This is a genomic window from Novosphingobium sp. B 225 (assembly GCF_002198665.1).
Taxonomy (GTDB): domain Bacteria; phylum Pseudomonadota; class Alphaproteobacteria; order Sphingomonadales; family Sphingomonadaceae; genus Novosphingobium.
Genome location: NZ_MWLM01000002.1, coordinates 1 through 22,781 on the forward strand (window position 1 = coordinate 1; position 22,781 = coordinate 22,781).

At 60.4% G+C, this 22,781-nt stretch carries 20 protein-coding genes, 1 tRNA gene and 1 pseudogene; 16 read left to right on the plus strand and 6 right to left on the minus strand.

The window, feature by feature from the left end; genetic code table 11:
* Positions 1–1,800: alkyl/aryl-sulfatase (locus MNBBLIKP_RS00025; protein WP_088306465.1), on the minus strand; the 1,800-nt coding region annotated here is incomplete at its 3' end.
* Between the two features lie 165 nt (positions 1,801–1,965).
* On the opposite strand from MNBBLIKP_RS00025, the gene MNBBLIKP_RS00030 reads away from it, so the two are divergent.
* From MNBBLIKP_RS00030 to MNBBLIKP_RS00095, 14 genes are all read left to right on the plus strand, one after another.
* Positions 1,966–2,520: a peroxiredoxin gene (locus MNBBLIKP_RS00030; RefSeq protein WP_088306513.1), complete on the plus strand. Its 555-nt coding sequence runs from the start codon at positions 1,966–1,968 to the stop codon at positions 2,518–2,520.
* A 90-nt stretch (positions 2,521–2,610) separates the two neighbouring features.
* Positions 2,611–3,093: a 2'-5' RNA ligase family protein gene (locus MNBBLIKP_RS00035; RefSeq protein WP_254912850.1), complete on the plus strand. Its 483-nt coding sequence runs from the start codon at positions 2,611–2,613 to the stop codon at positions 3,091–3,093.
* 67 nt (positions 3,094–3,160) lie between these two features.
* Positions 3,161–3,237: transfer RNA gene (locus MNBBLIKP_RS00040), tRNA-Met, on the plus strand.
* Between the two features lie 355 nt (positions 3,238–3,592).
* On the plus strand, positions 3,593–3,886 hold the full coding sequence (locus MNBBLIKP_RS00045; RefSeq protein WP_088306466.1) for a BufA1 family periplasmic bufferin-type metallophore: 294 nt from the start codon (positions 3,593–3,595) through the stop codon (positions 3,884–3,886).
* 239 nt (positions 3,887–4,125) lie between these two features.
* Positions 4,126–5,025: an MNIO family bufferin maturase gene (bufB, locus tag MNBBLIKP_RS00050; protein ID WP_088306467.1), complete on the plus strand. Its 900-nt coding sequence runs from the start codon at positions 4,126–4,128 to the stop codon at positions 5,023–5,025.
* Positions 5,012–5,758, plus strand: coding sequence for an HvfC/BufC family peptide modification chaperone (locus MNBBLIKP_RS00055; RefSeq protein WP_254912851.1), 747 nt, complete (start codon positions 5,012–5,014; stop codon positions 5,756–5,758). The genes bufB and MNBBLIKP_RS00055 overlap by 14 nt, the downstream gene beginning before the upstream one ends.
* On the plus strand, positions 5,759–6,217 hold the full coding sequence (locus MNBBLIKP_RS00060) for a DoxX family protein (protein ID WP_088306468.1): 459 nt from the start codon (positions 5,759–5,761) through the stop codon (positions 6,215–6,217).
* Positions 6,214–6,738 (plus strand): sigma-70 family RNA polymerase sigma factor, encoded by a 525-nt coding sequence (locus tag MNBBLIKP_RS00065; RefSeq protein WP_088306469.1) that lies wholly within the window; start codon positions 6,214–6,216, stop codon positions 6,736–6,738. Before MNBBLIKP_RS00060 ends, MNBBLIKP_RS00065 begins: the two co-directional genes overlap by 4 nt.
* Positions 6,739–6,743: 5 nt before the next feature.
* Positions 6,744–7,388, plus strand: a complete 645-nt coding sequence (locus MNBBLIKP_RS00070) for an NrsF family protein (protein ID WP_088306516.1) — start codon at positions 6,744–6,746, stop codon at positions 7,386–7,388.
* A gap of 211 nt (positions 7,389–7,599) precedes the next feature.
* Positions 7,600–9,738 (plus strand): FAD-dependent oxidoreductase, encoded by a 2,139-nt coding sequence (locus tag MNBBLIKP_RS00075; RefSeq protein ID WP_254912852.1) that lies wholly within the window; start codon positions 7,600–7,602, stop codon positions 9,736–9,738.
* The gene (locus MNBBLIKP_RS00080) at positions 9,738–11,009 is read left to right on the plus strand and encodes a NupC/NupG family nucleoside CNT transporter (RefSeq protein WP_254912853.1); all 1,272 of its coding nucleotides are present in this window, start codon (positions 9,738–9,740) and stop codon (positions 11,007–11,009) included. The genes MNBBLIKP_RS00075 and MNBBLIKP_RS00080 overlap by 1 nt, the downstream gene beginning before the upstream one ends.
* 3 nt (positions 11,010–11,012) lie before the next feature.
* Entirely contained in the window at positions 11,013–11,618 is a 606-nt protein-coding gene (locus MNBBLIKP_RS00085; protein WP_088306472.1) for a CDP-alcohol phosphatidyltransferase family protein, read from the plus strand.
* Positions 11,611–12,429 carry a sterol desaturase family protein gene (locus tag MNBBLIKP_RS00090; RefSeq protein ID WP_088306473.1) on the plus strand — a complete coding sequence of 273 codons (819 nt, stop codon included), beginning with the start codon at positions 11,611–11,613 and terminating at the stop codon, positions 12,427–12,429. Before MNBBLIKP_RS00085 ends, MNBBLIKP_RS00090 begins: the two co-directional genes overlap by 8 nt.
* Before the next feature lie 134 nt (positions 12,430–12,563).
* On the plus strand, positions 12,564–13,727 hold the full coding sequence (locus tag MNBBLIKP_RS00095) for an XdhC family protein (RefSeq protein WP_254912854.1): 1,164 nt from the start codon (positions 12,564–12,566) through the stop codon (positions 13,725–13,727).
* Between the two features lie 26 nt (positions 13,728–13,753).
* Here MNBBLIKP_RS00095 and MNBBLIKP_RS18185 read toward each other — a convergent pair.
* From MNBBLIKP_RS18185 to MNBBLIKP_RS00115, 4 genes and pseudogenes are all read right to left on the minus strand, one after another.
* Positions 13,754–14,257 (minus strand): annotated as a pseudogene (locus MNBBLIKP_RS18185) (nucleotidyltransferase family protein); the annotation flags it as partial.
* The gene (locus tag MNBBLIKP_RS00105; RefSeq protein ID WP_254912855.1) at positions 14,254–16,506 is read right to left on the minus strand and encodes a xanthine dehydrogenase family protein molybdopterin-binding subunit; all 2,253 of its coding nucleotides are present in this window, start codon (positions 16,504–16,506) and stop codon (positions 14,254–14,256) included. The gene MNBBLIKP_RS00105 and the pseudogene MNBBLIKP_RS18185, both read right to left, overlap by 4 nt.
* Positions 16,506–17,060 carry a (2Fe-2S)-binding protein gene (locus MNBBLIKP_RS00110; RefSeq protein ID WP_303395816.1) on the minus strand — a complete coding sequence of 185 codons (555 nt, stop codon included), beginning with the start codon at positions 17,058–17,060 and terminating at the stop codon, positions 16,506–16,508. The genes MNBBLIKP_RS00105 and MNBBLIKP_RS00110 overlap by 1 nt, the downstream gene beginning before the upstream one ends.
* Positions 17,061–17,188: 128 nt before the next feature.
* Positions 17,189–17,869, minus strand: coding sequence for a glutathione S-transferase (locus MNBBLIKP_RS00115; protein WP_254912856.1), 681 nt, complete (start codon positions 17,867–17,869; stop codon positions 17,189–17,191).
* 105 nt (positions 17,870–17,974) lie between these two features.
* On the opposite strand from MNBBLIKP_RS00115, the gene MNBBLIKP_RS00120 reads away from it, so the two are divergent.
* A complete protein-coding gene (locus MNBBLIKP_RS00120; RefSeq protein WP_088306479.1) occupies positions 17,975–18,163 on the plus strand; it encodes a hypothetical protein in 189 nt (62 codons plus the stop codon).
* Between the two features lie 761 nt (positions 18,164–18,924).
* Here the strand turns inward: MNBBLIKP_RS00120 and MNBBLIKP_RS00125 are convergent.
* On the minus strand, positions 18,925–20,205 hold the full coding sequence (locus MNBBLIKP_RS00125) for a TetR/AcrR family transcriptional regulator (protein ID WP_088306481.1): 1,281 nt from the start codon (positions 20,203–20,205) through the stop codon (positions 18,925–18,927).
* Between the two features lie 256 nt (positions 20,206–20,461).
* Between MNBBLIKP_RS00125 and MNBBLIKP_RS00130 the strand changes: the two genes are divergently transcribed.
* A complete protein-coding gene (locus tag MNBBLIKP_RS00130; RefSeq protein WP_088306482.1) occupies positions 20,462–22,771 on the plus strand; it encodes a TonB-dependent receptor in 2,310 nt (769 codons plus the stop codon).
* Positions 22,772–22,781 lie beyond the last annotated feature (10 nt).

Genomic DNA, 22,781 nt, shown 5'->3' on the forward strand with positions numbered 1-22,781 from the left:
GGTGGGGAGGGGCTGCATGCGGTTGAACATCACCGTGCCGGTCAGTTCCACCCCGGCGCTTTCCTTGCGTTCGGGCATGACCAGGTTGATCCCCAGCTTGCGCCCGCCCAGCTTGGCCGGATCGAACCGTGTTGCCACCGTATCGAGCAGCAACTGCGTGGGGACCCCGGCGATCATGTCTGCACTGCCGGTCGCAAAGCCGCCCTTCAGCGGATCGCGCAGTTCCCGCGCGGCCTGCAGGAACTGGTTGCGCCAGATGCCGCTTTCGGCCTGATAGCCCTGTTGTTCAAAGCTGTCGGCCAGCAGCGCGCGCGCGGCCTTGTTGGCGGGATCGGCGAAGACCAGCTGGCTGAGCAGGTCGCTGGACCAGCGGTAGTCCCCGTCTGCCATCACCTTTCTGGCCAGCCCCAGCACTTTGGCCGCGCCGCCCATCGCCGCAACGCTGCGCTTGGCGCGTTCGGCCGGGGGCCAGGGGTTGAGGTTGGCCGGGTTGGCATCATACCAGCCAAGGTAAAACTGATAGACCGCTTTCGAATTGTGGCTGTAAGTGCCGTAATAGCCGTGGTTGTACCACTGTGCGGCCAGCTCGGCGGGCTGTTTCACCTGTTCGGCGATTTCCACCATCGTCTCGCCCTTGTTCATCAGGCGGACGGTCTGATCGTGGAGGTAGCGATAGTTGTCACGCTGGCTGGCGAGCATTTGCGTGACCTCACCCTGGCCAAAGCGCGGCCAGCAGTGGCTGGACAGGACTACATCGCTGCGCTGGCCGTAAAGCCGCAGCGCTTCGTCCAGAAAGCCCGCCCAGGCGTGGGTGTTGCGCACTTTGGCGCCGCGCGGGGTGAGGATGTTGTGGAGCGAGCAGGTGCTCATCTCTGCTGACAGGAACGCCTTTTGCGGGACGATATAGACGTTGAGCTCGCTCGGCGCCTCGCTGCCCGAGACGATCTGGAATTCCAGTGGCACGCCATCGACCGTGCGGGTCTCTCCGGTCTTGCTGATCGTATCGGTCGGCGCGATCAGCGTGGTTTCGCCGCCGGCCACGCCCATGCCGATCCCGCTGCCCATCTGGCCCTGCGGCCCGGGCTGGATTCCGCCGCCGAACTGGAACAGCGCACGCCGCCCCATTGCCGGGCCGGCCATGACGTTTTCGGATGCGGCTTCGGCCATGAAGTGTTCGGGGGCGATGATCGCCACTTTGCCAGCGGCCACGTCTGCCTCGTTCACCACGCCGCGCACGCCGCCGTAATGATCGGCATGGCTGTGGCTATAGATCACCGCGGTCACCGGGCGCGTGCCGAGCTGTTCGTTGACGAATTTGAGCGCGGCGGCGCCCGTCTCGCGGTCGGTCAGGGGATCGACCAGGATCCAGCCGGTCTGGCCCTGGATCACGGTCATGTTCGAAATATCGAACCCGCGCACCTGCCACACGCCGTCGGTCACCTTGAACAGGCCGTGTTTGGCCAGGTACTTCATCTCGCGCCACAGCGACGGGTGAACGCTGGGCGGGGCATCGCCCTTCATCCAGTCATAGGCGGCGATGTTCCACACCGGCTTGCCCTTGGCATCGCGGATCAGCGGATCGGCGGGAGTGGCGATGTAACCGCGCGTGGCAAAGTCCGCATCGCGCCCGTCATCGCCGGGCAGGGCGGAGGCCGCTGCCTGCTGCGCCGCCAGCGTTGCGGCAGAGGCGGGCTTGGGCTTTTCGCTGGCCGCGCCGGGTGCAGGCGCAGGCGCGGCGGCCATGACCAGCGGAGCCAGCGAAACCAGCGCCAGCAAGCGCGCGCGATAGGGGTGCAACATGATCCTCTCCTGCAACTGTTTTGCCACAGCTTGGGGCGAGGAGGACCCTTTTGGCAAGCAGGGATGTTAATCGAATATATCGATCAAACTAACCACATTCAATTGTTGGAGCGATTTGTTCGCGATGCCTATCTGATTTTCAAGCCAAGCAGTGGAGCAAGCGTCATGATCAATAGCACCATCCCCGATGTCACCTTGAAAACCCGCATCCGCGACGAATCGCTGGGCGGGCCCAATCCCTTCCGCTGGAAGGATATGCCCGTGCGCGAGGAGTTTTCAGGCAAGAAGGTGGTCGTCTTCTCGCTCCCGGGGGCGTTTACGCCCACTTGCAGCAACGAACAGTGCCCCAATTATGAACGCCTGTATGACCTCTTCAAGGCCGCGGGTGTGGACGAAGTCTATTGCCTGTCAGTCAACGATGCCTTCGTGATGTATCAGTGGGGCAAGAGCCTCGGGCTTGAAAAGGTCAAGCTGCTGCCCGATGGTTCGGGCCACTTCACGCGGCGGATGGGCATGTTGATCAACAAGGACCACCTGGGTTTCGGCATGCGCAGCTGGCGGTATGCGATGATCGTCGATGACAACACGGTGACTCACTGGTTCGAGGAGCCCGGCATCAACGATGGTGGCAGCGATGCCGACCCTTATGGCGAGACTGCCCCTGAAAAACTTCTGGCAGCGCTGACCGAAGACAGCCTGCTTCCCGCACAGGCGGCCTGAGCCGCCGTGGCGCAGGTGGCAGGGCCGTCTCCCCCTCTCCCCCCACAGGCCTCGCCGCCTGCGCCTTTTATCGTCACCGCCGAACTGCCAGTGGACATCTTTTCCTGGGCCAATGGTCTGCGCGCCGAACATTTTCCTCGGGACCGCAATCATCTGCAAGCCCACGTTACCCTGTTCCACTCTTTCGCACCCTCGCTCAGGGATGAACTGCCGCGCTTCCTGGCGCGAGTGGCGGGCGAATATGCAGCGCCGCGCGCGGACCTGTCCGGTTTGATGGACCTGGGACAGGGGACCGCGCTGGCGCTGCACAGCCCAGGCATGCTCGCGGTGCGCGATTTCATCGCCGGCCACTTCTGGCAAATGCTGACCCGCCAGGACCAGGGTGGCAAGCGGCTGCACATCACAATCCAGAACAAGGTTGCACGCGAAGCAGCGCTGAAGCTGCAGCGCGAACTGGCTCCGCGCCTCAAACTGCGGTATTTCGCCTTCACTGGCCTAGGTCTGCACATCTACCGCAACCCGCATTGGGAGGCGGTGGGGACCTGGCGCTTTCGCGGCAAACAGGGTAGTTGACCAATCGCCCCGCGCCCCCTATGTGCGCCGCCTGTCCAGCGCACCGGCGCTGTCAGATGCCTTTTGGGGCGGAGTAGCTCAGCTGGTTAGAGCAGCGGAATCATAATCCGCGTGTCGGGGGTTCGAGTCCCTCCTCCGCTACCACTAAAGCGATTTAAAAGATTTTTTGAAAAGTTAATTTTCGCGGATCAAATCGCGAGACGGCGTTCTTTGCAGCTTTCACGGTCGGCCATTTTTCTCAGCTGAATTGCTGATCATCGCTCCGCTGTGCTGCAACTGTGCGAAGCATCCGGCTGCCCTGTGCTGGCCTTCAAGCCTGCCGTTCAATCGGTTGACGCCTGATTGTTGTTCCGGAGGTCAGAGCGGACTTCGATTTGATCATATCCATGGCCGACGTCGAAACCAAGAATTTCGTTCCGCCTGTAACCAACCGCGCTGACCATTCGAACTGGACATTGTGAGAGCCGTAAGCCTCGCATCCCATTCGAAAGGAACTGCCATGAAGACCCCCAACGGTATCGCTGCCGCGGCTTCGCTTGCTGCCGCTGCCTTGCTTGCCGCTTCGCCTGCATCGGCCGCTGGCGAGCAGGCTGCGGCCAAAGAAAAGTGCTACGGCGTGGCGCTCAAGGCCAAGAACGATTGCGCTGCAGGACCTGGCACCAGCTGCGCCGGCACCTCGACTGTCGATTACCAGGGCAATGCCTGGAAGTTTGTTCCCGCTGGTACTTGCGTGAAGCAGGGCGGATCGCTGACTGCCCGGGCGGGCCATGCTAAGCCCGTTCCGCGCGCATAACTGACCCGGTTTGGGGGGTGATGCGATGAACGGCACCCAACTTCAGCTCTCGCGTATCGCCGCAGCACCTGTTGTTTGCGTTGTGCGACCAATGGCGGAAGCGAACGGGCAGGATGTTGAATTGGCTGCACGTGAAACGTTACTCCCAAAGGTTGGAACGATTGCAGGGCTGTCGCCCTGCAGCCGCTCCTTCCGCCGTCCAGCAGGGGTTTGGCCTTGGGGTCGGGGTGCTGGCTGACATGAAATCCCCGGCACAATTGCCCCCTTTGCCAGGAATTGGCCTGAAGCCCGAGCACTACGCGCAGGCTCTTCAGTCCGCGTCAGCCAGCATTTCCACTCCACTTGCCGCACCGGCCTGGCTCGAGGTTCATCCGCAGAACTATTTCGGCGCAGGCGGCCCGCCGCATCGTTGGCTTTCGGCGGCCTTCGAAGCCTATCCCATTAGCTTCCATTCGGTTGGCCTCTCGCTCGGCAGCGCCAGCGGGGGCGATACGACAGAACTCGATCAACTGGCACAGCTGTGTGCCCGTTATGAGCCAGCCATGGTTTCGGATCATCTCAGCTGGAGCGGCAGTGCGAGCAACCGCTATCCTGACCTGCTACCGGTGCCCTATACCGATCAGACGCTCGGCCATTTTGCCGCTCAGGTCGGGCGGGTCCAGGATCGCTTGAAACGCCGCATTCTGATCGAAAATCCATCGCGCTATCTCGCATTTGCCGGGGATGAAATGGACGAGGGCGATTTTCTGCACTTGCTGTGTGAGCGCGCAGGCTGCGGTTTGCTGCTCGACATCAACAACATCGAAGTTTCCGCAACCAACCTTGGATTCGATTCGGTGGCGATGATCGATGGAATTGATCCGGACCTGGTTGGCGAGGTGCATCTCGCCGGGCATGCCCGCGAAGACTTTGGCGATAGCATGCTGTTGATCGACGATCACGGTTCGGCAGTTTCCGAATTAACCTGGGCGCTGTTCGCGCGCTTCGTCAGGCGTGCCGGGCGGATCCCTGTTCTGATCGAATGGGACACCGCCGTGCCCGACTATGCGATCCTCCTTGCCGAAGCTGCCAAAGCCGAAGCAATCATGCGCGAACATGCGCACTTCGGGCCGCAGGACCAGGCTTATGCTTGCGCTTGAACAGCTTCAGATATCCATGATGCAGGCACTTGACCACGGGCCTGATTTCCTGCCGGAGCATTTGTTTGCAGGCTCCCAAGAGCGGATACTGGCTGGGATGAAGGTCCACGCCAACACGATTTCTCACGCACGGCTGGTCGCGCTTGAAGATACGTTTCCCCGTACCAGGGAATGGCTTGGGCATGGCCCTTTCAACGCACACTCCCGGCTGTACCTTGAGCAGCGGGGAGTGACCGGGCGGGCGCTGGCAGGCATTGGCGAGTTGTTTCCGGACCATCTGGCCGAGCACGGCGGGGATCTCTTGGCGATTGATCTGGCCCGGTTTGAATGGCTTTGGCTTGAAGCGTACCATGCCGCCGAGGCGCCATGGCTCCGTCTGGCCGATCTGGCCGGTATCGATCCGCAGGCGCTGGTGGAAATCGCGGTAACAGCGCATCCTGCGGCGTCGGCAGGCTGCTTCGCCCCGGCGGTAAGCCAACTGATCGGCGTGGAAGTGCCAGGTCTGGCCGATGCCCATGCGATCCTGCTCACCCGGCCCGACGGGGAAGTACTGGTCACTCCAGCAACTGCGGCAATGGATGCGATCCTTTCCGCGGCGAAAAATTCGGTATCCATCGGTAACCTTTTGGCTGGCCAAGGCGAACCTGACTGCAAGAACCAAATGGTGCCCGATGGTGTGATGTCGGCACTCATCGCGCTGCTTGAAGCGGGTGCCCTGCAACAGGTCGATTGAATGAAACAGATGTACGCATGGTATGACCGCGCCGTTGCATTGGCCAGCAATTGCATGATGCAGAATTTGACACTGCTCTTTACGCGTATTGTGCTCGCGGGCGTGTTCTGGCGATCGGGACGGACCAAAGTTGATGAAGGCAGCTGGTTTTCGATCAGCGAGAGCACGCACTTCCTGTTTCAGGAGGAATACAAGAACGTGCCGCTGCCGAGCTATCTTGCCGCTGTCATGGCTACAGTTTCAGAGCACTTGTTCCCGATCCTGCTGCTGTTTGGCCTGTTTACGAGGCTTTCCGCGCTGGCCCTGCTTGGCATGACGCTGGTTATCCAGATCTTTGTCTATCCCGAGGCCTGGTGGCAGGTCCATTCGTTGTGGGCGGCGCTTGCACTGGTGTTGATAGTGCGTGGCGGCGGAAGCGTTGCGCTTGATGCACCCTTGATGCGCCGACGGACCGCATGAAGGCGGACGAGCTTTCGCTGGCCCGCCTGATGGTGATGGCTCAGGCTGGCGACAAGCAGGCCTATTGCACATTACTGAACGAATGTCAGGTTTGGCTCCGGCGCTATTTCGGGCGGCGCGTGGCTCCGGGGCAGTTGGACGACCTTGTCCAGGACACTTTGTTTGCGCTTCATCACAAGCTCGCCACGTGGGATTCGACCCGCGCGTTCATGCCATGGCTAGCGGCGATCGCGCGGTATCGTTGGGTCGACCATCTGCGGAAAATATACCGTGCGGACGAAATCGAATTGGCCGTCGATCTGGCAGAAGTCGATGAAGAACCGGCAATTGCGGCCCGGATCAGTCTGGAACGGCTGTTCGCTCAATTGCCTGATGCCCAGGTCAGGGCGATCGAACTGGTCAAGATCGAGGGGCTGTCCGTGTCCGAGGCGTCAAGGGCCTGTGGGCAAAGCGAAAGCCTGATAAAAGTGAACATTCACCGGGGGCTCAAGCGGCTTACCGCGTTGATCGAGAAAGCGTGAAGAAGATGCCTCGAGATACCAATACCCTGATCGCCCAATTGGTCGCGGACCTCGATCCGGTTCGTCCGCTGCGCTTTTCAAGCGGGCTGGGTTCGGCGCTGGCCGGGCTTGGCATAACGCTGGCCGTGGTCGCCTTGCTGTTTGGTTTTCGCCATGATCTTGGCACTGCCAGTTCCGATCCGGTCTTTCTGCTGGCGGCCGGGTTGTTCCTGGTGCTTGGGCTGGCTTCGGCAATTACCGTGGTGATTATGTGTCGCCCCCGTGTGGGTAGCGATTATGACGGTTGGATCTGGGCAGCAGCCACGGCAGCGCTCTTGCCGATTGCTGCGGCGATCGTCTTGACTGGGAGAGGAGTTGGTTCGGTTTCGTCCGCAGCGACCGGGCATGGCCTGGCTTGTCTGGCTTCGGGCTGCGCACTTTCGATCCTGACTTTCGCAATCCTGGTCTGGTGGCTGCGACGCGGTGCCCCGACTTCGCCTGAACGGGCCGGGCTGTTGACAGGCATAGCGGCAGGCAGCTTTGGCATTTTCGCTTTCACGTTCCACTGCACCTTCAGCGATATTGTCCACATTGGGCTGTGGCACAGCGCAGTCGTAGTGGTCAGCGCCGCGATTGGCAGGCTGGCGGTGCCCAGGCTCGTTCGCTGGTAATACTTCCACTGCGCAAAGAGCGGACAAGGCATTTCTGGCTGCACTGGCGGCCGGTCACTGGCTGAACTGCCGTGACGCAGCTTTCCTGTTGTCGTAGAGCCGTGAGTGCATACTAATGCGCGCGGTACGTCTGAAATGGCGGTTGCATGTTGGAATGTGCGGGGCATTCTACGGCCCAGGATCGGCAACTATCTTGCCAGGGAGTAATCCGTTGAAACGCATCGTTATTGCTGGGTTGTTCCTGCTTGCTCTGGCCGGGTGGTTTCTGTTCGATCTGGGGCAGTACCTTACCCTCGATGCGCTCAAGACGCAGCAATCTGCGATCGATGGCTACTACCGCGCCAACCCGCTGCTGGTCGCGGCGGCATTTTTTGCCGTTTACGTGATCCTGACAGCCTTGTCCGTGCCGGGCGCTGCGATCCTTACTCTTGCGGCGGGCGCCATCTTTGGCGTGGCCACAGGGACGCTGATCGTTTCCTTTGCCTCCACTATCGGCGCGACATTGGCATTCCTGGCGTCGCGCTATCTGTTCCGCGATGGCGTCCAGGCGCGGTTTGGGGAACGGCTGCGCGGCGTGAACGATGGAGTGGCGAGAGACGGGGCCTTTTACCTTTTTTCGCTGCGGCTGGTGCCGGCATTCCCGTTCTTCCTGGTCAATCTGGCGATGGGGCTTACCCCGATCCGGACCTGGACCTATTACTGGGTGAGCCAGGTAGGCATGCTGCTGGGCACGGTTGTCTACGTCAATGCCGGAACCCAGCTGGCGCGGATCAAAGCCTTGTCCGACATTGCTTCGCCCGGCTTGCTGGCGTCGTTTGTCGCCCTGGGTTTGCTGCCCTGGGTGGGGAAGTGGATCATGGCGCTGATCAAGCGGCGGCGGGTCTATGCGCGCTGGTCAAGGCCCAAACGGTTCGACCGCAATCTGGTGGTGATCGGTGCAGGCGCGGCCGGGCTGGTTTCATCGCTGATCGGTGCGACCGTGAAGGCCAAAGTCACACTGGTCGAAGCGTCAAAGATGGGCGGCGATTGCCTAAACTATGGCTGTGTGCCGTCCAAGGCGCTGATCAAGTCGGCACGCATTGCCGAGGCGATCCGGCGTGCCGATCGTTATGGCCTGCGAGCGGGCGATCCGCGCTTCAGCTTCAAGGCTGTGATGCAGCGGGTTCACGATATCATCGCTGCAATCGAACCGCATGACAGCGTTGAACGCTACACCGGCCTGGGGGTCGATGTGGTTAAGGGCTATGCCAAGATCGTCGATCCCTGGACGGTCGAGATCGCACGCGAAGATGGCACCATTCAGCGGCTGACGACCCGCTCGATCGTGATCGCCGCCGGGGCTGAACCGTTGGTTCCGGATCTGCCGGGCCTGGCCGGATCGGGCTATCTCACCAGCGATACCCTGTGGGAAGAATTTGCCCGACGCGATGCCATGCCGCAGCGGATAACCGTGCTGGGAGGCGGGCCGATCGGCTGCGAACTGGCCCAGGCTTTTGCCCGGCTTGGCGCCGAGGTGACCCAGGTCGAACTCGCCGGGCGTGTGTTGATCCGCGAAGACGAAGACGTGTCTGCGCTGGCCCGCAAGACGCTCGAGGATTCCGGGGTGACCGTGCTGACCGGGCACAAGGCGCTGCGAGTCGAAGGCAAGAGCCTGATCGCGGCTTCAGGCGACGCCGAGGTAGCGATCGGCCACGATGCGCTGATCCTGGCCATTGGCCGCAAGGCGCGGCTCAGCGGCTATGGGCTGGAAGAGCTGGGGATAGAAACCGGCAAGACCGTGGTCACCGATGAATACCTTAGCACGATCTATCCCAACATCTTTGCCGCCGGTGACGTGGCCGGGCCATATCAGTTCACACATACCGCGGCCCATCAGGCATGGTTTGCCAGCGTCAACGCTCTGTTCGGCCAGTTCAAACGCTTCAAAGCCGATTACCGGGTGATCCCTTGGACCACTTTCATCGACCCGGAAGTTGCCCGGGTGGGTCTTAACGAACAGGAAGCGGCAGAACAGGGCGTGGCACACGAGGTGACCATATACCCGCTCCACGAGCTTGACCGTGCGATCGCCGAAAGCGCCACTGAAGGCTTCGTCAAGGTCCTCACTCCACCGGGCAAGGACCGGATTTTGGGTGTTACCATCGTCGGCGATCATGCCGCCGAGCTGCTCGCCGAATATGTTCTGGCGATGAAGCACGGGCTGGGCCTGAACAAGATCCTGGGGACAATCCACACCTATCCCACCATGGCCGAGGCGAACAAGTTTGCAGCCGGCGAATGGAAGAAGAAGCATGCGCCGCAAAAGCTTCTGAAACTGGTCGAACGCTATCACACCTGGCGGCGGGGTTGATGCCGATGGCAGTCGTGCAGCAGGGCCAGGGCCTGATCGGGATCGCGCTGATCCTGTTGCTGGCGTGGGCCTTCTCGGAAAACCGCAAGGTCCTGCCCGGCTGGCGCTGGGTCGGCGGGGCGATCGCCATGCAGGTCGTACTGGCGCTGATCGTGGTGCGGGTTCCGGCGGTATGGAGCGTGGTTGACGGCATCAACCGGGGCGTGACCGCGATTGAAACCGCGACCCTGGCCGGATCGAGCTATATGTTCGGCTATCTGGGCGGCGCGCCGATCCCCTTCGTGCTGCGGCCCGGCAGTGAGCAGCCAATGGTGATCGCCTTTCAGATCCTGCCGCTGATCATTGTCTTTTCGGCGCTCACGGCCTTGCTGTGGCATTGGGGCGTGCTGCGCGCGGTGGTCAAAGGCCTGTCCTGGGCACTGCGCAAGACGCTGGGGGTTTCCGGGGTGGTTGGGCTCAACGCCGGGGCCAACATCTTCCTTGGCGTGGTTGAAGCGCCGCTGATCGTGCGGTCATATTTCGCGAAGATGACGCGGTCCGACCTGTTTGCGGTCATGGTCCTGTCCATGGCCAATATCTCGGGCGCGCTGCTGGTGCTCTATGCGACCACGCTGGCCAAGCAGCTGCCGGATGCGGTGGGGCACATGATCGTCGCATCGTTCCTGTCGCTGCCTGCCGCGATCCTGATTGCGCGGATCATGGTGCCGGGGGAGGGCAGCCAGCAACTGGCGGAGCCAGACGCCGAGGTTGAATATGAAAGCACCATGGACGCGATCATCAAAGGGACCATGGACGGGGTCCAGCTGGTTCTGGCGGTGATCGGGATCATCATCGTGATTTTCGCGCTGGTCAATCTGACCGATCAGATCCTGGCCAACCTGCCGTGGATTGCGGGCGAGGCGATCACGGTCAAGCGGACGTTCGGCTGGCTGTTTTCCCCCTTTATGTGGGCAGTAGGCGTGCCCTGGGCCGAAGCGGGGACCGCCGGATCGCTGATGGGAACCAAGGCGATCCTCAACGAATATGTCGCCTACATGCAGTTTGCCGGGCTGCCAGATGCGGCGCTTTCGCTGCGGAGCAAGCTGATCGTCACTTATGCACTGTGCAATGTCGCCAATCTTGCCAGTGTCGGCCTGCTGGTATCGACGATTTCGACCCTGGCCCCGGCGCGGCGCAAGGACGCGGTCAGCCTGGGCATGAAAAGCTGGATCGCCGGCAACCTCGCTTCGGCCATGGGCGCAGCGGTGATCGGTCTGGTAACCCCGGTCTAGCTGATGTTCGATGCCAAACTCCGCCCGCTGATCGATCCGCCGCTCAATGCAGCCGGGCGCTGGCTGGCCAAAATCGGCATCGGTGCGAATGCAATCACGCTTGCAGGGATCGTGCTGGGGATCGGCGCGGGGATCGCGGCGGCGCGGGCAGACTTCGACCTTGCCCTGCTGCTGATCCTGGCCAACCGGCTGCTGGACGGATTGGACGGCGCCGTCGCCCGGGCCACCCGGCTGACCGACTTTGGCGGTTACCTCGACATTGTTGGCGATTTCACGTTCTACGCTGCTGTGCCGCTAGGCTTTGGCTTGACGGCACAGGCCAACCAGCTTGCAGCGCTGGTCTTGCTGGCCAGCTTTATCCTGACCGGGATCAGCTTTCTGGCTTTCGCAACCATCGCCGCCAAGCGCGGGCTGGAGAGCCAGGCCCATGGCCGCAAGAGCTTCTTCTACAATACCGGCCTGGCGGAAGGCACCGAAACGATCATCGTCTTTACTGTGATGGCGCTCTTGCCGCAGCATTTTGCGGCGCTTGCCTTTGGCTATGCCGGGCTGTGCCTGCTAACCGTGCTGCAACGCACGCTGATTGCCTGGCAGACCTTTGATGGATGATGTCCTGACCGGCCAGCCAGAGGCGATCCGAACCGCGGTATTTTTGGCGATCTTCGCGGTAATGGCCGGTTGGGAAGGGATCGCGCCGCTGCGCCGTTCCCCGTTATCCAAGCGGATCCGTTGGAGCAATAACCTGGCGCTGCTACTGACCGGCAACCTGCTGCTCAAGCTGCTCGTGCCGGTTACCGCTACCGGCTTTGCCGCATTGGCAGAGGCCCGCGGCTGGGGCCTGCTTGGTCAGGTCAACTGGCCGGGCTGGCTGGAATTGGCGCTGGCTTTCACAATGCTCGATCTGGCGATCTATGCCCAGCACCGGCTGTTTCACGTCGTGCCGCTATTGTGGCGAGTGCACCGCGTTCACCATGCCGATACGGCGTTCGACGTAACCACTGCGCTGCGGTTCCATCCGCTTGAAATTGCGCTTTCCATGGCGATCAAACTGGCGATGATTGCCCTGATCGGAGCCAGTGCCGAGGCTGTGTTGCTGTTCGAGATCGTCCTGAACGGCGCGGCAATGTTCAACCATGGCAATGTCACCTTGCCTCCCTGGCTGGAACGCGGGCTGCGCCGGGTGATCGTTACGCCCGATATGCACCGCATCCACCATTCAACCCTGATGGACGAGGCGAACAGCAATTACGGATTCAACCTGTCTTGCTGGGACCGGCTGTTTGCCAGCTACACGGCAGCTCCCAGCCGCCCGCAAGACAGCATGCCGATCGGGCTCGACCAATTTCGCAATCCTCGTGAAGCATGTATCGATCGCTTGTTGTTGCAACCCTTTACCCGGTCATCTTCGGTTTCAAAGTGAGGTGCTGGAGATCAATCCTCCTACTCAAGCAAACGCTCCTGATCGCAACCCGGTTGGGCCGGGACCAGGGCCTGGTCAGCGTAGGCGGTTAGAGCAGGTCGCAGCCAGGGCAGCTCCAGACCTGCTTTCAGCCTTTGTCTGATCCACTGACTGTTCGGACACTGCACAATGGGGCTGACTGCCAGCCCTCCTGCCGGCAACCGATCAAAATCATCCCGCATCACAGCGGCGGCTGGACAGCAATCCTGTTTTCCGAAAACATCGCTCTCTTGCATCCGACAAGGGAACATCCAGCTTTGACACATCGCCGCCATGAAGACATTGCTGATGATATCCGTCCGCTATTGTTGGGACAGTCATCCAGCCTGAATCGCTTTGCCATTGCGACTTTGGTTGCTGTCGATGGGCCTGCGCCGCGCGATGTCGGGGCGCAAATGCTGATTACTGATGAGCAGCGCTGGGGGTTTCTATCCGGCGGCTGTGTCGAAGATGATGTTGCCCGCCATGGCCGGGAAGTCATCGCCAAAAACAAGCACCGCCTGCTCCGCTATGGCGAAGGCAGCCCTTGGTTCGATATCAAGCTGGCCTGCGGTGCGGGTATTTCGATTTTGGTAGAGCCAGCGAGGATCGATGATCCTGCGATTGCCACGCTGCTCGCTGGCTATCGCGACCGGAAACCCGTGGTCTGGCAAAGCGATGGTGAAACGCGCGTTGCTCGATATTTCGAAAGGACCAGCCCGTGCTTGCCGCAATGGAATGGCACAAGCTTCTTTGCGCATTTTGAACCGCCGTTGCGGCTGGTCATCATAGGCAGCGACGCAACCGCACTGGCGTTGGCGGGTCTCGCGCTGCATTTCGGGACTGAAACGGTGCTGGTTGATCCGGGAGGACCCGTGAATGCGCCCTTTGCCGGGCTGCGTTACCAGCGTTCAGCCGATGCCCAAACACTCCCGCTGGATAGCTGGACTGCCGTAGCGGTGGTCACCCACGATCGGGAAAGTGATGAGAGCATGCTGGCAGCAGCCTTGGCGTCGGATGCCTTTTATGTCGGCGCTATCGGTGCGCGCAGCCGCCTGCCAAGCCGGATTGAGCGATTACAGCAGCAGGGTGTCAGTACAGCGGGCATTGAACGGCTGCGCGCCCCCATCGGGCTTCACGGCTTTGGCAAGTCACCGCAGGACATTGCATTGTCGATCATGTCCGAAGTGATGCGCGACTTCCACAGCCGTTCGGCACAGGCCAGTGCGGCGGGCGTGTCTATGTCCAGCGTGGCACCTGCATCAGTGGTCGGCAGATAGCCAAGCTTCGCACCGGCTCTGCGCAGCAGCGACCCTGCTCCCGCATCGCCGGTCAACGCCATCAGATCGGCCACTGCCGCGCTGGCAAAGGCGACCGGATGACCGGGCACATCGCCGCGAAAGGGGCGGGCGGCATAGCCTGTGCGTTTGGCAAGATCCGCCAGTTCTCCGCACAGCGTGCAGGGCACCAGCGGCATGTCGCCAAGGAACAGGAACAGTCCCTCCCGGTCATGCGGCAATGCTGCGATCCCGGCGCGGATGGAGGCTGAAATGCCCTGCGCCCAATCGGGGGCATGGACCACCGTGCATGGCAATCCGGCCAGCGCGGCCGCTATCGCAGGATAGTCTGCGCCGGCCACAACAAGGGTTTCACTGAATCCAGCGGTGCAGATTGCGCCTGCGGTTCGCCTTAGCACGGGCTCTCCAGCCAGATCCGCCAACAGCTTGGGCGCGCCGAACCGGCGACTGCCACCAGCCGCAAGGATCAGCGCGGACCAGTTGTTCAGCGTCGTCCCGGGGCGCTCGTTCAAGCCTTGGCCTGCGTAAGCAAGGGCAATTGCCTGATCCGCTTGCCGGTCACCGCGAACAGTGCATTGGCAAGTGCCGGCGCAGCGGGCGGCACACCCGGTTCGCCAATTCCGCCCATGGGCGCCCCGCTGTTGAGGAAATGGATGTCATGCACCGCCGGTGCATCGGCAAGTTTCAGGATCGGGTAATCGGTCAGATTGCTCTGCTGCACTACGCCCTGTTCAAGCGTGATGGCTTCCCCAATCGCCGAAGACAGCCCCATGATTGTGCCGCCTTCAATCTGAGCCGCCGCAGCATTGGGGTTAACAATGCTGCCCGCGTCAACCACCGTTGTTACCTTGAGCACCTTCGGGCTGCCATCTTCCTTGACCGACGCCTCGATCACGTGCGCGACGATGGTTTTGAAACTTTCGACAATCGCAACACCGCGCCCGACGCCTGCGGGCAAAGGCGTGCCCCAGCCGCTGCGCTTGGCCACTTCATCAAGCACCGCCAAATGGCGCGATCCGGGCTTCAGGTGCTTGCGGCGAAACTCGACCGGATCAGCTTTTGCTGCATGGGCCAGTTCATCCATGAAGCTTTCATTATAGAAGCCTTGCTGGGTTGAATTGACCGACCGCCAGGCGCCTGCCTGCTGGTTGGAAGCATATTCATAGTACCGCCGCGCGACCACTGGCAGGTCGTAGATGAAAGTGGTCTCGGACTCGGCGCTTTCGGGCTGGCCGTAATCGTTCGAGAAAGCCGCAATCTTGCCATCCGTGCCGATGGCGGCCCTCAGGATTGCAGCACTTTGTGGACGATAGGCCCCTTGCGCCACCTCTTCCTCGCGGCTCCAGATCAGCTTCACGGGATAGGGCAGCTGCATGGCAAGCATGGTCACCTGCTCGACAATTTCCATGTACATCGGCAGTCGCCGCCCGAAACTGCCGCCGATCAGCATGGGATGGAAGGTAACATTGTCGGCATCCAGCCCGGCAACCTTGGCGGCGAACATTTTCGAGGCCAGCGGATCCTGCATCCCGCCCCACAGGTTGAGCTTGCCATCCTTGAAGTGAGCGGTCAGCGCGAACGGCTCCATCATCGCATGATGCAGGAAGGGGACCTGATATTTGGCCTCGATCGGCTTTGCACCCAGCGCGGCCTTTACATCGCCTTCGCCGGCTTCGTCAGCAGGCTCACCCTTGGCGAACAGATCATCATAGGCCTTGAAGATCGATGCGGTCGAAATGCCTGCATTGCCGCCATCGCTGAATTGTGGCGAAAGCGCACGCAGCCCGCCCAGGGCCGACCAATAGCCCTTGGCGATCACGGCAACGGCATTGTCGAGCTTGATGACTTTTTCGACGCCTTTCACTGCCATCGCCGGGGCTTCATCAACCGAGGTCAGCTTGCCGCCACGCACCGGAGCCGCCATGATCGTCGCGACGCGCATATCGGGAACGGTGAAGTCCATGCCATATTGCGCGCTGCCATCGACCTTTGCGGGCAGATCGAGCCGCGGCACCGAGGTCCGCATCAGCTTGTAATCCTTGGGCGACTTTAGCTGCGGGTCACTGTCGAGCGATAGTGCGGCGGCGGCAGCGGCCAGTTCGCCATAGCGCAAGGACTTGCCCGATTTGGCGTGCAGCACCTTGCTGTCCGCTGTGGTCAGCTCTGCTGCGGGCACACCCAGCCGCTCTGCCGCAACCTCGATCAGTGCCAGCCGCGTTGCAGCGCCAACCTTCTGGAAAGTGACTTGCCCGGTATAGCGCAGCGCCGAAGATCCACCGGTGATCTGCAAGTCCATCGAACGCGCGATCAAGGACATGAAGGATTGCGGAATGCCGGCTACGATGCCTGACTGGCCAGACATTTCACCCAGGAAACCGCGCGCGAGCCCGGTATTGGCAAAGCCCGGTTCGCCAGGTGCAGAAACCAGGCGCACTTTGTCCCAGGCCGCGTCCAGTTCCTCGGCGAGCATCTGAGCGAGCCCAGTGTTCGAGCCCTGTCCGATATCAGTGTGCGGGGAGTAAATGGTAATCTGATCGTCTTCGGCAATCTTCAACCAGGTGGCAAAATTATGCTCGCCCTTGCCGGTGGTCAGCGCGGCCGCCTTGCTCGCGGCGCGGCTATCGCTCAGCTTGATCCCGAACAATCCGGCACCAGCGACCGCCACACCACCGATCAGAAAGGCGCGGCGTTTGAAGCCCTTTTTCTTCGCCGGCGTCGGCGCGGCAGCTTCAGCAAGGTTCGGAGTGGGACTGTCAGCCATCATCCAGCTCCATTCTGAGCGGCGGCGGCAGCCTTGCCGGTCGCGGCATGGATTGCCTTGCGGATGCGCGGATAGCTGCCACAACGGCAGATATTGGTCATCGCTTCGTCAATCTGCGCGTCGCTTGGGCTGCCAGTCTGCTGGATCAGCGCGACAGCCGCCATGATCTGTCCGGACTGGCAATAGCCGCATTGCGGGACCTGGGTATCGATCCATGCCTGCTGCACCCGGTGGAGCGTGCCGTCAGCGGATTTAAGGCCTTCAATGGTGGTCACCGATTTGCCAGCGACATCGCCGACGGCGATGCTGCAGGAACGCATGATCTGCCCGTTTACATGGACCGAGCAGGCGCCACAGGCCGCAACGCCGCAGCCGAATTTTGTGCCGGTAAGGCCAATGTCCTCACGCAAAACCCACAGCAACGGGGTGTCCGGTTCGGCGTCCACGGATACTGCTTTACCATTCACCTTCAGGTTGATTGACACATCCTGCTCCTTCCGCCGCTCCCAATAACGTGCCGGGTAGCACCTTATCATCACCGGAGCGACGGTCACTTAAATCACAACCTCAAATTTGCGCCATTGGTTCTGACGGGGAACAGGCAAGTTGAGCTAGGCAGCCGAAACGTGCACGATTTGGTCCCAGCCAACCGATGTTGTGTCCTGATGGCTCCCGTTGGTTTTCAGCGCATCGAAGCCGGTGTAAGCAAAACCGGTCGATCGCCTGGCACCCACGGCGTGACCCGAAGCATGATCATGTTGAAAAGCTCTGACGAGAGATGATCGGCCAGCCAAACCTTCAGGCGGAGCAGCGGTTGATCGCTGAACCACTCATGATCGACGGCAGCGAACTGTCGCACGAATGGCATAATCGCGGCGTCGGCCAAAGAGCGCGCAGGTCCGCAAAGCTGGCTTGTGCGGCCGAGGCGGCTATCCAGTTCCCGCAAGAACTCCATACCCATCGCACGATGTTTGAGCGGATCAACGCCGTAACGCTCAGGGTACTTATACCGATCGAGGTCATGCTTGAATGGTCCATCGTTCCGCTCGATCAATGCAGGGTTATCGCCTTCCAGCCAGTCTTCGGGGTCCCGCTGGGCAAGGGCCCACCGCATGATGTCGAGACTTTCGTCGATGATTTCACCATCCGGTAGGACAAGCACGGGAACCGTCCCTTTGGGTGAAGCAACAAGCATCGACTCGGGCTTCGCCGAAAGCCTTACTTCGCGCAGTTCGCAGCCTGTGCCGCTGACGACAAACGCCAGCCTTGCCCGCATCGCGTAAGGGCAGCGTCGAAAACTATACAGGATCGGGTCCATCTGGCTGGCATTGGCATCATGGATCATGCGATGGCGCTCGTGCATCGAGTGACTTTAGCGCCAAGAATATAGAGATCGGCAATGGGCACTTTGAATAGCCCACAGATTGCTGGACGCCTTTGATTCTGATTTTGAGGTCAGGAGGAGGTGATGGGGAAGCCCAATTTCAGTGGTGATCTCAACCGTGATGCGGTGCTGCAATTCAACATCATCGACTGTGCTCCGCTCAGCCGGGCCCACGATCTTGAGCACTCGATGAGCCGACGCGGCAACTGCCATGACAGTGCAGCCGGGTTTCAGGGCGCGTATGGCAGTGTGGGTGAGCATGTTGGTATCTGAAAACACAGTACCATCATATCAACGCGCTGGCCGGGGCCTGGATGATGCGAAACGCGTCAAAAAATAAGCCATAAATCAATGTAAATCAGCCATTTATAGGAAGATTCGAGATTGATCGGGAATGGCTGAAATTAGGTTGTTGGTCGGGGAGACAGGATTCGATGTTTTCGGTTAAATTTATAAAATATAACAAACATATGAAAACGAAAAATGGCAGTTACCTGCTCGGTTACCAACACCGAAATTGGCTGGAAATGGATCCATGTTTGCCAATCCAGTCAATTTTTTCGACAGCGCAGCCCTACCATCAAGGACGGCACCCTTGCAACTTCGCGAAGCAGACGGAGGCCCTGCGCGCGCGCAGGTGCGCCAGCGGGCATCCGGCAATGAGCGAGGCAAGAGTGCCTGCGGGTCAATACCAAAAATGCCGCACCCTCAGGAGCGCGCAGCGCGGGACAGAGTGCGTCAATCCGACCTCCCGCTCAATCAAACGCTCCTGATCGTTACCCGGATGGGCCGGGACCTGGGGCCCGGTTCGCATCTGCGAATGGTGCAGCTTGCCCGCCAGGACTGCATTTCGCTGCTTCGGGCACTTGTCTGAATTCACTGACTTTTCGGACGTTGGCCCCACCTACTCGGGCTCATGAAAGCCGCCCTTCGCTTCAAGCATTGCCGATGGCAGTTGTGGCCGCCGCCTCAGCGAAATTGCGGTGCATTTGAGATAGCTAGGTCAAGGAAATTCCAATCTGGCGCTCTCGCGCTCAAGTGATCGGCTTCAAGCCCAAGCGCAGCACATCGACAACCTCGCAGGCGACGTCGATCATGCGATCCTCGCTGATCGACACAAGACCCTTGGCGAGCCAGTTTACACCGCCGATGTGGATTAGGTGGAGCGTCTTGCCATCATGATCACGCAAGGCATCGCATTCCTTCAGCCGTTTTCGCTGGATTGAGCCAATCTTCAGCAGCCACTGAACATACTCTTCGTGTGCCTTGTGGCCTTCATCGTCCAGTTCAGGGATCCCAACAGAAGCGCGGAGTGGTGCGATATCGGGTCGCAGCTGCGCCAGGGCCGTGCTGCGCAAGTAATCGAGGTGCGCCTCGGCCTGATCCTCACCTCCTTCGGCCCGGTGATCGTACTCGCTATAGATGTGCTTGATGATGTTCCGGGATCGTTCGTGACAGGCAGACAGAAGGGTCTGTTTGTCGCCGACATGGTGGTAGAGGGTGCGCTTGGTTGCACCCAACTCTGCCGCGATATCGTCGAGCGTGGTTGAGGAAACGCCGCGCTGGTTGAACAGGCGCGATGCCGTGATCAGTATCTCCTCGCGCTTCGCTCGCGCCTGACCCTCCCGGTCGAAGGCTCTGACATTGGTAGCGAGCAAGGGCGTAAGATCGATCAGTTGCACAGGGATCGGCCGGTTCCGGTCCTTGGCCCAGCCGTTCAGCAGCAGGTCAGTAGTTCCGGTAACAAGCCGCGCAAGGTCCGGCACGGCATCGCCAAGTGGGCTGATCGTGGCCCTGAACTGTGTCCATGCCCTGATCATGCCGAGGTGCTGCACAATGCTGATGATGGTTCGCGCAGCAATTTCAGGATCGCAGGCGCGCAATTCGCAGCGATTGACGCCTTCGCGCAGAATGTCGGCAATCATTGAGACAACCGCTTCATAGCGTTCGAGTACTGCCGTTCGCTGTTTGACGCCGAGCATGCCGACTTCGGACAGCGCGATGACATCGATATGTTCGCGGCCTGCGATCTTGAGGACGAATTCGACAAGCTTTTGCGAAGCATCGCTCGGTTTCGATCGGATCGCCTCGGCGGTCTCGGCCATGGTGTCGCATGAACGACAATAGACCTGGAAAACCAGGTCCTCCTTGGACTTTGCGTAGTAGTAGAGGGCAGATCGCGTGAGCCCCATACAGGCCGCGATTTCCGGAAGAGATGAGGTTCCAACCCCAAAATTGGCAAGCTGCAACGCTGCCGAATCCAGGATCAAGTCATGGCGGCTGCGCCTGGTCGCGGATTCAATCTGGCTGGTCATCCGTCACGACTCTTACCTGCAAGGCGCTCCCATTCAGCTTCGACAGCGAACAACAGATAAGCACCGATTTGTCAAAATCGTTAGGGCAAATGCACATGGGGGGCAATTTTAAACTCGGCCGCTTTCGCAGATATCGCATTCGAGAGCTAAATGACACTCATTTGTCAAAACCCTCTTGTCATGCCCCTCATTGGGTGTAACACGACACCCATATGTCAAATTCGACCAATGAGTCGAACCCAGCAGGGAGGGAAACATGAGGGTACTTCGCAAGGTCGCATTTGGTTCGACTTCGACGATTGCAGTGCTTTTTGCTGCGGCCAATCCTGCGCACGCTCAGGCGGCTGACGAGGCAGCGGCAAGCGGCGACGAAATCGTCGTGACGGCGCGTCACCGCGATGAACGGGCGCAGGACATACCCGTGGCCCTGTCGGTCGTCGGTGGTGACCTGCTGACCAGGACCAACACCACCAGCGTCGCCGATTTATCCAAGCTGGCGCCCAGCCTGAGCTTTCAGGGTTATAACCCGCGCAACACCAACCTCAACATTCGCGGCCTTGGCAACAACATCGCGATCGCCAGCGATGGCCTCGATCCCGGGGTCGGATTCTATATCGACGGGGTCTACTACAACCGCCCCGGCACCGCTGCCTTCGACCTGATCGATATCGAGCGGATCGAAGTCCTGCGCGGCCCTCAGGGAACGCTGTACGGCAAGAACACGACAGCTGGCGCGATCAGTGTCACCACTGCCAAGCCCAAGTTTAAGTCCGAGGTGAATGCCGAAATGACGGTCGGCAACCTTGGCTTTCTGCAGGGCAAGGCTGCAATCAACCTGCCGCTGGTCGACGATCAACTCGCGGTGCGCCTTTCCGGCTCGGTAACCAGCCGTGACGGCACCCTGATCAATCAGTTTACCGGCAAGAAGCTCAACAACCGCAACAGCTATCTGCTACGGGGGCAGCTGCTGTTCACGCCCGGATCAAACGTTTCAGTGCGCTTGATTGGCGACTACGCTAAGCAGAAGCAGGACTGTTGCGCTCAGGTACTCGCTGATATCGTTGCCCCGGCCAACGGCAAGAACTTCCGCACCATCGCCGGCCTGTTCGGCTATACGCCAGTCATCGATCCCTTCGCGCGCGTAGCGGTGAATGACCGGGCGCCCTTGATCGAAAACGAAAGTGGCGGCGTCTCCGCGCAGATCGATATCGAGCTGCCCGGTGCCACACTCACTTCGATTTCCGCATGGCGCTTCTGGAACTGGACCCCGCAAGGTGATCTCGACTTCATCCCGCTGAGCGCCTTCGCCGCGGCCGACAATGCCGACCGGCAAGACCAGTACAGTCAGGAACTGCGGATCGCTTCGACCGGCAGCAACAAGGTCGACTATGTGGCCGGGCTCTTCTTCTATGATGAAACCATCGATCAGCACCTGACCGTCAGCTATGGTTCGGCCGCGACCCAATTGCTGGTCAGCCAGGCGCTACCCGGCTTTATTTTGAGTGGGGTAACAAAAGTCGATACCAACCGCTATCGCACCACCAGCCTGGCCGCTTATGGCCAGGCGACGATCCATCTGACCGAAGCACTCAGTCTGACAGGCGGCTTGCGGTATTCGCATGACAACAAGAGCGGCCACTATTCAGCAGTCGCTTCGGGGGGGCTGCCGCTCGCCGGACCGCTCGCCGCGTTTGCACCACTCCGGGCGGCCTTTGCTTCGAGCGGCACCTTTGATGTGCAAAGTAAGGTCGGAAAGGTCTCGGGCGCGGCAAACCTGTCCTACCGCGTCAACAACAACGTCCTGGTCTATGCGAACTACTCGCGTGGCAATCGTTCTGGGGGCCTCAACCTCACCCAGCTTGCCAGCGGGATCAGCCCGGTCGTGGCGCCCGAGTCGATCGATTCCTATGAACTGGGACTCAAGACCACCCTGCTGGATAACCGCGTTACCTTCAATGTGGCCGGTTATCTGCAGAATGACAGGAACTACCAGGCAACGGTGGCCGATCCGGCTCGCCTTGCAGTCGTTTATCTCTCGAATGTCCCCAAGGTTCGCTCGAAGGGCTTCGAGATCGACATGCAAGCCCGGCTTGCGGACAATGTCTCGGTCTATGGCGCCCTGGCTTACACAGATGCAAAGATCATCGACCTTCCTGCCAGCGCCTGCCCGCTCGAACTAAGCAATCAGAACACCTGCGACCTCTCTGGCTATCCGATCTCGGGGATTCCAAAGTGGAGCGCCTCGTTCGGCGGAGAAATCAAGCAGCCGGTTACGGTCTTTAGCGCGCCGTCGGAGGCCTATCTCGGTTTTGACTACAGCTACCGCTCAACCGTGAACAACGGCGGGTATTCTGCGGCAACTCAGCTTGAACCGCTGCACCTGGCCAACGCCCGAATTGGAGTGCGGGCGCTCAATCGGCGAATGGATCTGTCAGTTTGGGCGAAGAACCTGTTCGACAAGCAATACTTCTCGGACATTGTTCCAGGGGTCGGCAATACCGGCCTGCTGACAGCCCAACTCGGCGATCCGCGCACATATGGCGTGACCCTGCGGTTCCATTTCTGAGCCGTGGGCG